Genomic DNA, 14,812 nt, shown 5'->3' on the forward strand with positions numbered 1-14,812 from the left:
GACACCCAGATGGCCGACCAGCTCGACACCGCCGTCGAACACCACGGCAAGGGCGACCTCGCCGCCCTCCTCGCCGGCGGCGACACCTGGACGGTGGTCGGCTGAGATCGCCGACGTGTGTTCACGAGGCCCGGGACCGGATTTCCCGGGCCTCGTCGTATGCCCGGCGGGCCTTCTCCACGTCATCCATCCGCTCGTGGGTCCACTGGGCCAGTGCCCGCACCTGTTCGGCCGCCTCACGGCCCAGGCCGGTGAGGGAGTAGTCGACGCGGGGCGGGATGACCGGCTTGGCGTCACGGTGGACGAGGCCGTCGCGCTCCAGGGTCTGGAGGGTCTGCGTGAGCATCTTCTCGCTGACCCGGCCGATGGCCCGGCGCAGTTCGCTGAACCGGTACGGGCGGTCGAGGAGCTCGATCAGGACCAGGACGCCCCAGCGGCTGGTGACGTGTTCGAGGACGAGGCGGTAGGGACACATCGCCTCGCTGATCTCGTACTTGGACTTGGCCTCGTTACTTACTCCCATGCCAGTACCTTACTCCAAAGTGGGCACTTTCGCAGAGTTAGCGCCAGTCCTAGGGTTAGCGGCAGACGCACCCCACAAGGAGATCCCAGACATGAGCATCGTCGTCACCGGAGCCACCGGACACCTCGGCCGTCACGTCGTGGAGCAGCTGCTGGAGAAGGTCCCGGCCGGACAGATCACCGCCGTCGTACGCGACGAGGCCAGGGCCGCCGACTTCGCCGCCCGCGGCGTGCGGATCGCCGTCGCCGACTACAACCGGCCCGAGACCTTCGACGGGCTCTTCGCGGCCGGCGACAAGGTGCTGCTGATCTCCGGCAACGAGTTCGACAAAGGCCGTGTCCAGCAGCACAAGGTCGTCATCGACGCCGCACGGGCGGCGGGCGCGGCACTGCTCGCATACACCAGTGCCCCCGGCAGCCTGCGGGCGGCGCTCGCCGACGACCACCGCGCCACCGAGGAGGTCCTGATCGCCTCCGGCCAGCCCTACGCCCTGCTGCGCAACGGCTGGTACCACGAGAACTACACCGAGAACCTGGCCCCGGTGCTCGCGCACGACGCCGTCGTCACAGCCGCCGGTGACGGCCGCGTCTCCTCCGCCTCGCGCGCCGACTACGCGGCCGCGGCCGTCGCCGTGCTCACCGGCGAGGGCCACGAGAACAAGACGTACGAACTGGGCGGCGACGAGGCCTGGGGCTTCGCCGAGTACGCGGCCGAGCTGAGCAAGCAGACCGGCAAGGAGATCGCCTACAACTCCGTCCCGGCCGAGACGCTCCGGGGCATCCTCACCGGAGCCGGCGTGCCCGAGCAGTTTGCCGCTGTCCTGGTCGATGTGGACGGGTCCATCGCCAGAGGCGAGCTGGTCGTCTCCAGCGGCGACCTGTCCCGGCTGATCGGCCGCCCGACGACCCCGCTGGCCGACGCCGTCACGGCCGCGCTCAAGGGCTGAACTCCCCCGCCGGGTCCCCGAGCGCGCCCCGACCCCCGGTCTGTCATGACCGTATGGCGATACGGGCATGACAGACGGGGGTGCTCGGCGTTACCTTTCGTCCAGGCGAGCAGGACAGAGAAGTGAGCAGGAGGGGCCCGTGGCCGACGTGCCGAAGGGTGAGGGGCGGAGAGGTCTGCTGAACGGTTTCGCGGCCTATGGGATGTGGGGGCTCGTGCCCCTCTTCTGGCCGTTGCTGAAGCCGGCGGGATCGGTGGAGATCCTCGCTCACCGGATGGTGTGGTCCCTCGCGTTCGTGGCCGTCGCGCTCGTGGCCGTACGGCGCTGGGCCTGGGCCGGAGAGCTTCTGCGGCAGCCGCGCCGGCTGGCCCTCGTGACGGTCGCCGCCGCGGTGATCACGGTCAACTGGGGTGTCTACATCTGGGCCGTGAACGCCGGGCACGTCGTGGAGGCCTCGCTCGGCTACTTCATCAACCCCCTGGTCACCATCGCCATGGGGGTACTGATCCTGAAGGAACGACTGCGGCCCGTGCAGTGGGCGGCGGTCGGGGTCGGGTTCGGCGCCGTACTGGTCCTGACCATCGGGTACGGGCAGCCGCCGTGGATCTCCCTCTGTCTCGCGTTCTCCTTCGCGACCTACGGGCTGGTCAAGAAGAAGGTCAACCTCGGCGGCATCGAGTCGCTGGCGGCCGAGACCGCGATCCAGTTCCTGCCCGCGCTCGCCTATCTGCTGTGGCTCACCGCGCACGGCGAGTCCACCTTCACCACCGGCAGCACCGGGCACTCCGCCCTGCTCGCCTCGACGGGCATCGTCACCGCGCTCCCGCTCGTCTGCTTCGGCGCGGCCGCGATACGCGTCCCGCTGTCCACGCTGGGGCTGCTCCAGTACCTGGCCCCCGTCTTCCAGTTCCTGCTCGGCATCCTCTACTTCCACGAGGCCATGCCGGCCGAGCGGTGGGCGGGCTTCGCGCTGGTCTGGCTGGCCCTGTCCCTGCTCACCTGGGACGCCCTGCGCACCGCCCGCCGCGCGTCGCGCACCCTGGCCGCGGCCAGGGCCGAGAGCGCCACGGCCGTCCCCGTGTCCGAGCCCTCCACCGCCCCCGTCCCGGCAGTCCCGATCGCGCCCGCGCGGGAGGCGGAGCGCATGGTCGTCGCGGTGGATCCCGATCCGCTGGACGCAAGGTCCTGATACCCCCGCCGGGTCGGCCGGGGTCGGCTATAAGTGGTGGGCGTGACACAGACTTCGGCGGCCGTGCCCGCCCCGCTGCACTGGAAGCTCGTCATCGACGCCGTCGACCCGCACGCGCAGGCCGACTTCTGGGCCGCCGCGCTGCACTACGAGGTCGAGGACAACAGCGCGTTCGTCGAGCGACTGCTGGAACTCGGCGCGCTGCCGGGCGAGGCCACCGTCGAGTTCCACGGCCGCGCCGCCTTCCGGGACCTGATCGCCGTACGGCACCCCGACGACCCGTACGACGAGGAGCGCGGCACCGGGCTGGGGCGGCGGCTGCTGTTCCAGCGTGTGCCGGAGACCAAGGCCGGCAAGAACCGGCTCCATCTGGATCTGCACCCGGGCGACGGGCGGCGCGCGGACGAGGTCGGGCGCCTGGCGGGCCTGGGGGCGCGGGTACTGCGGCATGTGCGGGAGCCCGCCGGGGAGTGGGTGGTGATGGCGGACCCCGAGGGGAACGAGTTCTGCGTGCAGTAGCGGCGGTCGAGGCCGCCGCTACCGGCAGCGGTTACGGGTTGGCGGCCCTGCGGGCCCGTTCCGTCAGGCGGCCCATGCGCGAGTGCGCGGAGTGCAACTGCTCGACGTCGTCGGCCGCCGGGCCCCCTTCGGCGGTGAGCTCCGTCCACAGCGCGATCAGCTCCCGGCCGAGGCTCAGGCCCTGCTCTGGGTCGCGGACGGCGCGCCAGGCCGAGGCCGCGCTCTGCACATTGCCGTACGCGCCCTCGGTGTCCCCGGCGTGGCGGCGCATCCGGGAGAGGTCGATCGAGAGCCGGAACGAGCGGAGCGGGTCGCCGGCCAGGTAGGCGATGTACGCGGTCAGCTCGCGCAGATAGAGCACCTCGGGGTGATCGTGGCCCAGCAGGGCGGACGCCTCCGCGACCGTGCGCTGCGCCAGTGCGGCCGCGGCTTCGATCCGGCCCTCCTTGACGGCCTCGTTGATCAGCGTCATCGGCTCCGTGAGCAGGGCGGCGCCCTCCTCTGTGGTGGTCACCGGCCCGTCGCCGAGCACCTCTTCGGCCACGGCGTCGAACCCCCGGGCGGGCGTGGGCTTGGGGTCGGGGTCGAGCACGGGCCCGGGGTCGAGGTCGAGCACAGGCTCGGGGTCGAGGTCGAGCACGGGCTTGGGGTCGAGGTCGAGTACGGGCCCGGCGACCCGTTCCGGCACGGGAACCGGCAGCGGTACGGCAACCGGCCCCTGCACGGCGGTCGGTCCCGGTCGGGCGGTCGGTCCCGGCACGGCGACGGGGGCCGGCCCGGCGTCCATGACGGGCGGCGGTCCGAACACTCCGGTGGGTGTCTGGACCGTTCCGAGCGGTGCCCCCTCCACCGCGCGCAGAGTGAACGCGGGTGCGGCCTCCGCCGACGACGGCTCCCCCGGGGCAGGCGTCTGCGGCGCCGCCGACTCCGGCACCGCCCGCAACGGGAACGTCGGCACGGCGTCCCTCACCGGCTCGGCGACCTGGTGCAGCAGATGAGTGGGCTTGTCGGGGCGCGGCGGCCCGGCGGCCGGCGTCGGCAACCCGTGCCCGGCCGGCTCCCCCTGCTCTCGCCGTGCTTCCCGCGCTTCCCTCTCCGGCCGCTCTCCCAGGTCCCCCCGCTCTCCCAGGTCCCCCCGGTCTCCCCGGTCTCCCCGGTCCACCGGCGGAGCCATCCGCACCGGCTCGCCCGCGAAACGGCTGGAGCCGTCCGCGTCGATCCGGAGCGGGACGACGTACCCGATGCGGTCGTCGTGGACGGAGGCGAGGACCGGGTGACCGTTCGCGAGGACGAGGCGGTGGAGATGGTTCAGGACGGCGTGCTGGATCTCCTCACCCGGACCGGCCACCACGGGCACCCCGGCGACCAGCGCGCCGCCCGTGCCCGACACGCGGACGTCGAGCGGATCCGCCGGGCAGGTGGCCCGCTGCTGTTCCCGCTTCTTCTCGCGGCTGAGTCGAGACATCGGTCCCCCTCACTCCCCCGGCGTCACGATCCGGTCTTACACGTGCGTACTGTCGAGTGTCGCCGCTCGCTACGGTTCCCACGTCACCGCGATGTCACAGACTCGCACCAGGCACTGAAACTCCATCAGAACGGGAGGAGCGCGGGCATGCAGCCACGCGGGCAGCAGGGGCCGGAAATCTGGATTCGTGGACCGGTCACCGAGCCGGAGCGGGAGCAGGAGCCGCCTTGGGGTCCGCCCGTCCAGGCCCCCTTCCCCCTCCGGCACTTCTCCTGGGTCGGGACGCACGGCGGGGCGGGCGCCAGCACGCTCGCGGCCGTGTACGGCGGCCGGGACTGCGGGCGCGACTGGCCGGGGCCGGATGCCCCGCCGTCGGTGCTGCTCGTCGCCCGGACGCATGCCACCGGGCTGGCCAGCGCCGCACACGCCGTCGACACGTTCCGGCGGGGCGCCACGCCGCCCGGCCTCGACCTGGATGCCGTGGTGCTCGTCGCGGACGCCCCGGGACGGCTGCCGCGGGAGCTCGACCGGCAGGTCAAGTGGATCGAGTCGGTCATCGACGTGTACCGGGTGCCGTGGGTGGACGACTGGCGCGTGGGGGATCTCAGCGGCGGGGCGCCACGGGGTACGGACGCGCTGGTGCGGCTGACGGGGGCGGGAGCCGGACGACAGCCACGCTGACGAGTCCCTCCCCTGGTGGAATTTACTTGCGTATGCATATGATGCACGTGCTATTAATGGCCGCAGGCCGAGCATCCGATCACCCTGGGGGATCCCATGACCCGCCGCTTCCTCTTCGTGCTGGGCAGTGCCCGCGCCGACGGCAACTCCGAACTGCTGGCCCGCAGGGCCGCGGAACAGCTGCCCGCGGACGTGGAGCAGCGGTGGCTCGGCCTCACCGAACACCCGCTGCCCGACTTCGTGGACCTGCGGCACGACAGCGACCACGTGCGGCCGCCGGCCGACAGCGCCACCGGCCTGTTCCTCGACGCCACGCTCGCGGCCACGGACATCGTGATCGTCTCGCCGCTGTACTGGTACTCGGTCTCCGGCCTCACCAAGCGCTACCTGGACCACTGGTCGGGCTGGCTGCGCACCCCCGGCATCGACTTCAGGGCGACCATGGGCGGGCGCACGCTGTGGGGCGTCACCGCGCTCGCGCACCGGGAGCCGGAGGTGGCCGACCCGCTGATCGGCCTGCTCAACAACTCGGCCGCCTACCTGGGGATGCGCTTCGGTGGGGTGCTGCTGGGCAACGGCAGCGCGCCCGGGGACGTACTGCGGGACCAGGAGGCACTGGCGGGCGCGAAGACGTTCTTCGCCCGGCAGGCGCCGCTCGCGCGGTTCCCGTACGAGACGGCCGCCGCCTGAGCACCGTGCCGCGCTGTCCTACGCGCTGATGTCCTTCGTCGTGAACCGCGCCCAGGCCGCCGAGCCGAACACGGCCGCGTAGAGGGCCTGCAGACCGAGGTTCCTGACCAGGCCGTCCCAGTAGACGGGGTCGCGCATCAGGTCGGCGAAGGACAGCCAGTAGTGGGAGAAGAAGTACGGCTGGAGCGCGTGCAGCTGGGGGATCTGGTCGAGGATCTGGACGGTGATCAGCAGACCCACCGTGGTCGCCATCGCCGCGATCCCGCTGTTGGTCAGGGTCGAGATGAACAGGCCGAGTGCCGCGATCCCGGTCAGTGACGCGGCGACGACCAGGGCGATCAGCAGGGCCCGCCCCAGCCCCTCGCCGAAGCCGATCCGGGTGCCGGAGATGGTCGTCAGCTCGCCGAGCGGGAAGAGCAGCGCGCCCACCGCCAGCGCGGAGACCGCGACCACGAGGGTGGCCACCAGGCAGAAGGCCATCGCCGTCGCGTACTTGGTGAGCAGGAGACGGGTGCGGCCGGCGGGGGCCACCAGGAGGTAGCGCAGGGTCCCCGCGTTGGCCTCGCCCGCGATCGCGTCGCCCGCGACGACGCCGATCGCCATCGGCAGGAAGAACGGGAGTGTCGCCGCCAGGGCGGTGAAGACGAGGAACAGGCCGTTGTTGGTGATCTGCGCGATGAAGGCGGGTCCTTCTCCGCCGCCGCGGCCGGCCTGCCCGCCGCCCCGCGTCTCGATCTTCACCGCGACACCGACCAGGACCGGCACTCCGGCCAGCACGCCCAGCAGCGCGAGCGTGCGCCAGCGCCGGAAGGTGGTGAGCAGTTCGCTGCGCAGCAGACCGAAGGTCCACAGCGGACTCGGAGCGCGCACGGCCCCCGGCCCGGCCCCCGACCCGGCCCTCGTCAGCCCGATTTCAGCCTGCGACATCGAAGCCCTCTCCGGTCAGCGCCACGAACGCGTCCTCCAGGGAGGCCCGTTCGACCACGAATCCCCGCACCCGCACCCCGCCGGCCACCAATGCGGCGTTCAGATCGGCGAGTTCGCCCTGCGGGGGCTCCGCGGTCACCCGCTCCTCGGCGACCACGACGTCCCCGACACCCTGTTCCTTCAGCACCCGGGCCGCGTCCCCCGTGTCCGGCGTGGTCACGACCAGCCGCCCGCGCGCTCCCGCCGCCAGGTCGGCCACCGCGCCCTGGGTGACGAGGCGTCCCCGTGCCATCACCGCCGCGTGGGTGCACACCTGCTCGATCTCGTCGAGGAGGTGGGAGGAGAGGAAGACCGTGGTGCCGTCGGAGGCCAGTTCCCTCACCAGGGACCGGATTTCACGCATGCCCTGCGGGTCGAGTCCGTTGGTCGGCTCGTCGAGCACGAGCAGCCGGCGCGGCTGGAGCAGCGCGGCCGCCAGTCCGAGGCGCTGCTTCATGCCCAGGGAGTACGCCTTCGCCTTCTTGCCGGCGGCGGCCGACAGGCCCACCCGGTCCAGTGCGGCCGCGACGCGGGTGCGCCGGGTGCGCGGGTCGGCGGTCGGGTCGGCGGCGTCGTACCGCAGGAGGTTGTCCCGGCCGGAGAGGAAGCCGTACAGGGCGGGGCCCTCGATCAGCGCGCCGACGTGCGGCAGCACGGTGCGCGAGGAGCGGGGCATGGGGCGCCCGAGCACCCGTGCCGTGCCGGACGTGGGCTCGATGAGCCCCATCAGCATGCGGATGGTGGTGGTCTTGCCCGAGCCGTTCGGACCGAGGAAGCCGAAGACGCTGCCCGCCGGGACGGTCAGGTCGAGACCGTCCACGGCGAGCTGTCCGCCGCGGTAGCGCTTGGTGAGGCCGCGGGTGTCGATGACGCTCGGCGCGTCCCGTCCCTCGTCCCCCGCCTCCGTGTCCGGCTCCGTGGCGGACGGTTCGTCCATCGGCTCCCTCGATTCGTGCCCGTGGGGTACTTACTTGGCCGCGTTCGCCGCCTTGACCAGGGCGTCCTTGGTCACGGCACCGGCGTACACCTTGCCGTCGTTCGTGATCAGGGCGTTGACCAGGCGGGTGGAGAAGACCGTGCCCTTGCCGAACTTGCCGGTCACCCGGTCGCCGAGCGAGCCGAGGAAGCCGCCGAGGTCGCCGCCGGCGGAGCCGGACGGCAGGCCGCCCTTGCTGCCGGTGTCGAAGGTGGCGACGGTGTTCCAGCCCTTGCCGAGGACGTCGAAGCCGCCACCGCCCTTGAGGCCCTTGGCGAACTCGTCCCCCTCGAGGCCCTTGGCGAGGCCGTCGCCGCGCTTCGGGAAGTCCTTGCCGGAGCCCTTGGACGCGTGGTCGTCGTTCTCGGTGACCTTCGATCCCTTGGGCGGGGTGAAGTCGAAGGTCGAGGCGGCCGGCCTGGCGAAGTCGACCTGGGTGAAGCCCGCGTCGATCACGGCCGCGCCGCCACTCGACGGCGTGAGGGTGAACTTCAGCGGCATCCCGGTCTTCGCGTCCACGGCGATGCTGATCGCGCCGACGGTGGTGCCGGACTGCTTGGGCTTGATGAGCAGCTTGTAGGCGTCCCGGCCCGCGACCCGGACGGTGCCGTCGACGGTCACGGACGTGGTGTCGTCGACGGACTTCAGTGCCTCGTCGGCGAAGTCCTTCGGAGTGGCGGGCGGCTCCTCCGTGTGGCCCTTGCGGCCCTTGGCGTCCTGGTGCGCGGTGCCGTGGTAGACCTCGTTGGACTTGCTGTCGTAGCCCCACACGTCCTTGCCGTTGTGGATGAGGCTGTACTCGGCGGCGCTCTCGATCAGCGAGACCTTCTGCCGGTCCGGACCGTCCTCGGCGACGCGCAGGGTGTGCGTGCCGGTGAGGAGCTCGGTCAGCTTGGAGGTCGGGTCGGCCGACGATCCGTCACCCGAACGGGCGACACCCGAGACCAGGCCGCTCTCCAGGCCGCCGAGGTCGGGCAGACCCAGGTCCGTGCCGGTCTTCACCGTGCCGGACAGCTGCTGCACGTCCGACTTGGCGATCTTCTCGATGAGCTGCTGCGCGCTGATCTTCGGCAGATCGGGGTCACCGGAGTCGGCGAGCGCCGGGACGAGCCCGATGGTCGCCGCCGCCACCCCCACCACCGCGACCGGGACGACGTACCGAGCGGCCTTACGCCGCCCCGTCGGCAGGTCGTCGACCTCCGCGGCGCCCGTGTTGTCGCCGGATTCGTACGGTGCCATGTGTGCCTTACCTCCGTCGTCGGCGGCGGCTGTTCTCGCACTCTGTCCCACCCTGAGCCGCCATTCTCACCCGAATCGGTGAGGAGTGGTGATTTCCGTGGTTTCCATCTGACCAAATCGGCCGTGCGGAAGCGTCAGCCCCCGGACTCAACTCCGCCTACGCCTCGGGTATGACACACGGAGACGGCGCCTCCCCCGACCCGTAGGGGTCGGTGATCCCGGAGGCGCCGCCGGGGCTCAGTGCTGCCGGACGAAGACGTAGTCCGCCCGGTAGGACACGCCGACGATCGCGCCCGGTGTGCAGGAGCCGGCCGGGGCGACCCCGCCGACCGTGTTCAGCCGGAGGATCTCGGTCGTACCGGCGAGCAGCCCGTGGTGCGTGCCGGACCGGGTGGCCTTGAGGTCGAGTTCGGGGATGTTGCCGTCGCCGCCCGGCGTCTTGGCGATCAGCGCGCCCGTGACGGCACTGCCGTCGGGTGCGACCCACTGGGGGGTGCCGGAGCCGGGCTTCACGAAGGAGTGCCGGATACCGCCGCCGAGCCGGGCGCTGACGTCGCGCTGCGCGAAGGCGTAGCCGCCCCCGTCGGCCGCCTTGCACTCGTAGATCTGCCGGCCCTTGACGACGGAGGCCTGGAAGCTGCCGAGCACGTGCCGGAGGCCGACGGCGGTGGTGACCTTGTGAAGTTGGCCCCGGACGGCTCCGCCGGGGAACTCGGCGGTGTGGAGATTGGCGTAGAAGGAGCCGGGGTCGGTGGTGAGCCTCTCGAGCAGGGCGGGGTCGTTCACCCTGACGCTGCCGACGAGGCTGTGCCGCCCCTTGGGGGCCTTCTCGAGCAGCTTCCCGAAGTCGATCTTCACACCGCCGTTGGCGCCCCTGGCGCCCTGGTGGATGTGCAGGTCGGTGGGCCGTCCGGTACCGCGCCAGGTCACGGCGACGGATACCTTGTCTCCCTTGACCTCGATGAACTCCAGCGCCGCGCCGTCCTTGTCCCCCACGGCGGGGCCGCCCTCGACCGGTACCTCGTTGGCGCCCCGGAGGCTTGCGGCGAGGACGGTCGTCTCCTTGCCGGTGCGGCTCTCGGTGGCGGAGGCCGGGATCACCGTGGCGGCGACACCGGCGGACGCGGCGAGGGCGACGGCGGTGACGGCGAGGCCCTTGCGGCGCGCGAAGAACGATCCGTTCATACCCATGATTCGGTTTTCTCCCCGTATGCGGCTGACGCCCCCTGCGTCAGCTTCTGGGCATGGGTACGAAAGGGATCTCAGATTAGACTCAGTCCAGAAATGTGAGGTGTTTCACGCCGTGGCACGGGAACTGGCCCCGGCGTGGGAACCCGTCGCGGGGCGGGAACTACCCGGCCCGGTGTACCACCGCGTCGCACAGCTCGACCAGCGCGGCCTTCGCGTCGCACTCCGGCAGCGGGGCCAGCGCGGCCCGCGCCTCCTCCGCGTAGCGCACGGTGTCGCGCCGGGCCTGCTCCAGCGCCGGGTGCCCCCGCAGGCCGGCCAGCGCCTCCGCCAGGCGCGCGTCGTCGGCCAGGTCGGAGTCGAGGAGCTCACAGAGCGCCAGGTCCTCGGCCAGCCCCAGCCGCGCCGCCCGCTCCCGCAGCCGCAGCACCGGGAGCGTCGGGATGCCCTCGCGCAGGTCGGTGCCCGGCGTCTTCCCGGACTCGTGCGAGTCGGACGCGATGTCGAGCACGTCGTCCGCCAGCTGGAAGGCCACACCGAGGCGCTCGCCGTACTGGGTCAGCACGTCGACGACCGTCTCGTCGGCACCCGACATCATCGCCCCGAACCGGCACGAGACCGCCACCAGGGAGCCCGTCTTGCCGCCCAGCACGTCCAGGTAGTGATCGACCGGATCCCGGCCGTCCGACGGACCCGCCGTCTCCAGGATCTGCCCGGTGACCAGCCGCTCGAACGCGAGCGCCTGGACCCGCACCGCCTCGGGGCCGAGGTCGGCGAGGATCTGTGAGGCGCGGGCGAACAGGAAGTCACCCGTGAGGACGGCGACCGAGTTGCCCCAACGGGTGTTGGCGCTGTCGACCCCGCGGCGCACCGCCGCCTCGTCCATCACGTCGTCGTGGTACAGCGTCGCGAGGTGCGTCAGCTCGACCACCACGGCCGAGGGCACGACACCCGGCGCGTACGGGTCGCCGAACTGCGCCGCGAGCATCACGAGCAGCGGCCGGAACCGCTTCCCGCCCGCCCGCACCAGGTGTTGCGCGGCCTCCGTGATGAACGGGACCTCGCTCTTGGTGGCCTCGAGCAAGCCTTCCTCGACAGCCGTCAATCCGGCCTGGACATCGGCTTCCAGAGCCTGGTCCCGCACGCTCAGCCCGAACGGCCCGACGACGGTCACGAGGGGTCTCCTGTCTGCTGGTGTCTGCTGGCGATTACACGGTTTGTCGATAGGTCGCTGCCATCACTCAAGTCAGCGTATCCGGTCAGGTTTCGATCACCGATAGCGCCCACCGTTACAGCCCAGGCGGTATCGGATCACGACCGGTATGTTTTTGATCAGACAATAAGATTTGATATTTATTGATTCACCGCCATGTGACACTTTTCGCCCCTTATGTCCCTGTCCTTGTGTACCCGGTTCCCGCACCTGGTCCACGTCCCCGATCCGTCGGTGCCACGGGGTACCGCCCATGCACATCCGCACGTCCTACCCCTACGAGACCACGCACGACGACCTCCACATCCCCCTGCCCGACGGGACACGGCTGTACGCGCGCGTATGGCGGCCCCTGACGGACGAGCCCCTGGCACGCGGGCCACGGCTACGCCTCCGTCCGCGTCGACGTCCGCGGGCACGGCAACAGCGGGGGCGGGCCGGCGGACGGGTACGCGGGCGACCGAGCCGGACGACGGGGCCGAGGTCGTGAACTGGCCGGCCGCGCAGTCCTGGTGCGTCGGCAACGTGGGCATGTTTCGGCATCTCCCGGGGCGGCTTCGACTCCCTCCGGATCGCGGCCCTCGCCCCCGAGCCGCTCGAGGCGGTCGTCACGGTGTGCTCCACGGACGACCGCTACGACAACGACGTGCAGCGTGTGGGAGGTTCCGTGCTCGCCGTCGACACCCACGCCTGGGCGGCCGCGCTGCTCTCCTTCGCGGCCCCGCCGCCCGACCCGCTGTACGCCGGCGAGGCCTGGCGGGACATGTGGCCGGAGCGGCTGGAGGCCGTCGAGCCCCTCGTCCACACCTGGCTCGCCCACCGCGCCCGCGACGCCTACTGGCGGCACGCCGGCGTCAGCGAGGACTACGGCGCGATCAGAGCCGCCGTGCCGGCGGTGGGCGGCCGGCACGACCCCTACCACGACGCGGTCCTCCGTCTGGTCGAACACCTGCCGCGCGACCGCGTCCGGCGCATCATCGGCCCCTGGTCGCACCAGTAACCCGACCGCGGCCTGCCGGCCCGGACCGGCGATCGGCTTCCTCCACGAGACCCTGCGCTGGTGGGATCACCGGCTCAAGGGCACACCCCCCGTGCGACGGCGCCTCCGGCGCGGGCACCCCCATGGACGTGCCGCTCCTGCGCGCGTACGTCACCGGCTCCCGCCCCCGGCCACGGTCCACGACACCCTCCCCGGCCGCCGGTTCGGCGAGCCCGCCCGGCCCTCACCCAACGTGACCGGTGTCACGTACGGCCTCCGGGGTGCCCCCGCCCTCGTCCGGTCCCCGATGCACACGGGCGCCGACGCGGGCCGCTTCCTGCCGTTCGGCAACGACGCCGACCTGCCGCCCGACCAGCGCGAGGAGGACGCGAGGCCGGCCTGCTCCGAGTTTCGCGGCGGCGGAGGAGACCCGGGTGCCGGGACGGCCGAGGGTGCGGCTGCGGCCGACCTCCCCGGTGCCGCGCGGCCAGGTCGACGCCCGGATCTGCGACGTCGCGCCGGACGGCGCCTCGACGCTGGTGACCCGGGGTGCGCTCAACCTGTCCGCGCGCCGCGACCGCGACCGGCGGGTGCCCTGGACGCCGGGTGCCACGGAGGAGGTGACCTTCGAGCTGAACGGCGCCGGGCACGCCTTCCCGCCCGGCCACCGCATCCGGCTGGCCGTCTCCTCCGAGTACTGGCCCTGGATCTGGCCCGAGCCGGACTCGGCGGCCGGGTTCACGCTGGACCCGGCGGGCAGCCGGCTCGAACTGCCGGTGCGCGGGCGGGCCCTGGACCGGACGATCACCTTCGAGGAACCGGAGCAGGCCGAGCCGCTGGGCAGCAACTTCCCCGCCGCCCTCGACGAGCCGTGCCCCGGGCGGCTCGTGGTGCGGGACGCGGCCAAGGGCGAGTGGCGCCTGGAGGTCGACCCGCGCCACGGCGGCGCGCGCGTGTCTCCCGACGGGCTGAAGTTCACCGAGGACGCGCTGGAGACGTACACGATCACCGAGAAGGACCCCCCTGATCGGCCCGCACCCGCTCCCACTGGTCGATCCGGCTGCACCGGCCGGAGTCGGCCGGGGACACGACGGTCCGGACGCGTTCGGAGATCGGATGTGACGCGGAGCACTTCCTCACCTCCGACGAGGTGATCCGCAGGGAGGGCGGCGAGGTGGTCTTCCACCGGACGCGGGAGAAGCGCATCCCGCGGACCCCGTGAACCGCGTTGACCTGCATGTCTGTTTTGCCGTGATTGTTATTCCGTGAATTGGGTCACTCGGACCCAACGGCGCGTCACACCGTCCGAACCCCCGTTCCACCCTTTGCCCACTGGTCAGTTGAGGATTGGCACCCGCAAAGGATCAAGCACCCCATACGCCTCACACCAAGGTCAATTGGTGCGTTGTGTGATTCAGCCACTTGTTTCCGACATGTGCTCTCGCATAGCTTCCCGGCCTGTCGGGCGGACGCCGAATCCTGCCACCGCCCGTCGCGACCCATCGACGAACTCATTCGCGTAGGCAGGAGCGGGGGACCCAGGTAAGTCGCCGGGCCGGACGGCACACGTCGTACGGAACGGCTAGGGGTGAAGTCGTGCCGCCTCACGGAGGCACGGCCGGGCACCTCCCCAGCCCGAACCCGACAGCTCACCTCGCAGGCGACGGAGAGGAACTTCGCCATGCCTGCTGCCGCTCAGCCCCGCCGCACCCGCCTCGCCCGCAAGCTCGCCCTCGCCGGCACCGGCATCGCGCTGCTCGCCGTCCCGCTCGTGAGCGCGACCGCGGCCTCCGCCGCCACGACCGAGACCACGCCCGCCACGACCTTGGCCGGGTACCCGAACAACCTCGACGGCTGGATCCGCGAGTCCCTCGCAATCATGGCGGAAAAGGGCATTCCCGGCACGTACAACGGCATCTACCGCAACGTCATGCGTGAGTCGTCGGGCAACCCGCTGGCCATCAACCTCTGGGACTCCAACGCGGCCAAGGGCATCCCGTCCAAGGGCCTGCTCCAGGTCATCGACCCGACGTTCAACGCGTACCACGTCGCCGGAACGGCGTTCAACATCTACGACCCGGTCGCCAACATCACGGCCGCCTGCAACTACGCGGCCGCCCGTTACGGCTCCATCGACAACGTCTTCGGCGCCTACTGACAGACGACCTCACGCAAACAGCCTTGCGAGGGGGGGGCCGGGGCGGGGCGGCCAGGTGGGGCTCGGGGAGACCGGCGGCC

The 14,812-nt window shown here is 71.8% G+C and carries 13 protein-coding genes, 1 pseudogene and 1 riboswitch; of the genes and pseudogenes, 7 read left to right on the forward strand and 7 right to left on the reverse strand.

Annotated elements, in window-relative coordinates; translation table 11 throughout:
- Positions 1 to 121: 121 nt before the first annotated feature.
- Positions 122 to 523 (reverse strand): winged helix-turn-helix transcriptional regulator, encoded by a 402-nt coding sequence (locus ACFW2E_RS22555; RefSeq protein ID WP_384468867.1) that lies wholly within the window; start codon positions 521 to 523, stop codon positions 122 to 124.
- Between the two features lie 91 nt (positions 524 to 614).
- On the opposite strand from ACFW2E_RS22555, the gene ACFW2E_RS22560 reads away from it, so the two are divergent.
- From ACFW2E_RS22560 to ACFW2E_RS22570, 3 genes are all read left to right on the forward strand, one after another.
- Complete coding sequence (locus ACFW2E_RS22560) at positions 615 to 1,469, forward strand: SDR family oxidoreductase (RefSeq protein WP_384468868.1); 855 nt, start codon at positions 615 to 617, stop codon at positions 1,467 to 1,469.
- Positions 1,470 to 1,671: 202 nt separating this feature from the next.
- Positions 1,672 to 2,658: an EamA family transporter RarD gene (gene rarD / locus ACFW2E_RS22565; RefSeq protein WP_384468880.1), complete on the forward strand. Its 987-nt coding sequence runs from the start codon at positions 1,672 to 1,674 to the stop codon at positions 2,656 to 2,658.
- A 42-nt stretch (positions 2,659 to 2,700) separates the two neighbouring features.
- Positions 2,701 to 3,177, forward strand: coding sequence for a VOC family protein (locus ACFW2E_RS22570; protein WP_384468869.1), 477 nt, complete (start codon positions 2,701 to 2,703; stop codon positions 3,175 to 3,177).
- 31 nt (positions 3,178 to 3,208) lie between these two features.
- Here ACFW2E_RS22570 and ACFW2E_RS22575 read toward each other — a convergent pair whose 3' ends face one another.
- A complete protein-coding gene (locus ACFW2E_RS22575; RefSeq protein WP_384468870.1) occupies positions 3,209 to 4,642 on the reverse strand; it encodes a tetratricopeptide repeat protein in 1,434 nt (477 codons plus the stop codon).
- A gap of 147 nt (positions 4,643 to 4,789) precedes the next feature.
- Here ACFW2E_RS22575 and ACFW2E_RS22580 point away from each other — a divergent pair, with 147 nt between their 5' ends.
- Together ACFW2E_RS22580 and ACFW2E_RS22585 are read left to right on the forward strand one after the other, a co-directional pair.
- Positions 4,790 to 5,323 carry a hypothetical protein gene (locus ACFW2E_RS22580; RefSeq protein WP_384468871.1) on the forward strand — a complete coding sequence of 178 codons (534 nt, stop codon included), beginning with the start codon at positions 4,790 to 4,792 and terminating at the stop codon, positions 5,321 to 5,323.
- A gap of 96 nt (positions 5,324 to 5,419) precedes the next feature.
- A complete protein-coding gene (locus ACFW2E_RS22585) occupies positions 5,420 to 6,013 on the forward strand; it encodes a flavodoxin family protein (protein WP_384468872.1) in 594 nt (197 codons plus the stop codon).
- A gap of 18 nt (positions 6,014 to 6,031) precedes the next feature.
- Here the strand turns inward: ACFW2E_RS22585 and ACFW2E_RS22590 are convergent, their stop codons facing one another.
- From ACFW2E_RS22590 to ACFW2E_RS22610, 5 genes are all read right to left on the reverse strand, one after another.
- Positions 6,032 to 6,940, reverse strand: a complete 909-nt coding sequence (locus ACFW2E_RS22590; protein ID WP_384468873.1) for an ABC transporter permease — start codon at positions 6,938 to 6,940, stop codon at positions 6,032 to 6,034.
- Positions 6,927 to 7,916: an ABC transporter ATP-binding protein gene (locus ACFW2E_RS22595; RefSeq protein WP_384468874.1), complete on the reverse strand. Its 990-nt coding sequence runs from the start codon at positions 7,914 to 7,916 to the stop codon at positions 6,927 to 6,929. The genes ACFW2E_RS22590 and ACFW2E_RS22595 overlap by 14 nt, the downstream gene beginning before the upstream one ends.
- Before the next feature lie 30 nt (positions 7,917 to 7,946).
- On the reverse strand, positions 7,947 to 9,194 hold the full coding sequence (locus ACFW2E_RS22600; protein ID WP_384468875.1) for an outer membrane lipoprotein carrier protein LolA: 1,248 nt from the start codon (positions 9,192 to 9,194) through the stop codon (positions 7,947 to 7,949).
- A gap of 237 nt (positions 9,195 to 9,431) precedes the next feature.
- On the reverse strand, positions 9,432 to 10,385 hold the full coding sequence (locus ACFW2E_RS22605) for a CHRD domain-containing protein (protein ID WP_384468876.1): 954 nt from the start codon (positions 10,383 to 10,385) through the stop codon (positions 9,432 to 9,434).
- 160 nt (positions 10,386 to 10,545) lie between these two features.
- Positions 10,546 to 11,556 carry a polyprenyl synthetase family protein gene (locus ACFW2E_RS22610; RefSeq protein ID WP_384468877.1) on the reverse strand — a complete coding sequence of 337 codons (1,011 nt, stop codon included), beginning with the start codon at positions 11,554 to 11,556 and terminating at the stop codon, positions 10,546 to 10,548.
- Between the two features lie 292 nt (positions 11,557 to 11,848).
- Here ACFW2E_RS22610 and ACFW2E_RS22615 point away from each other — a divergent pair.
- Both ACFW2E_RS22615 and ACFW2E_RS22620 read left to right on the forward strand, forming a co-directional pair.
- Positions 11,849 to 13,796, forward strand: a pseudogene (locus ACFW2E_RS22615) (CocE/NonD family hydrolase).
- A gap of 271 nt (positions 13,797 to 14,067) precedes the next feature.
- Positions 14,068 to 14,252: riboswitch (cyclic di-AMP (ydaO/yuaA leader) on the forward strand.
- A gap of 3 nt (positions 14,253 to 14,255) precedes the next feature.
- Positions 14,256 to 14,732, forward strand: coding sequence for a transglycosylase SLT domain-containing protein (locus ACFW2E_RS22620; RefSeq protein WP_384468878.1), 477 nt, complete (start codon positions 14,256 to 14,258; stop codon positions 14,730 to 14,732).
- Positions 14,733 to 14,812 lie beyond the last annotated feature (80 nt).

The sequence above is a fragment of the Streptomyces sp. NPDC058964 genome (assembly GCF_042741275.1).
GTDB lineage: Bacteria > Actinomycetota > Actinomycetes > Streptomycetales > Streptomycetaceae > Streptomyces.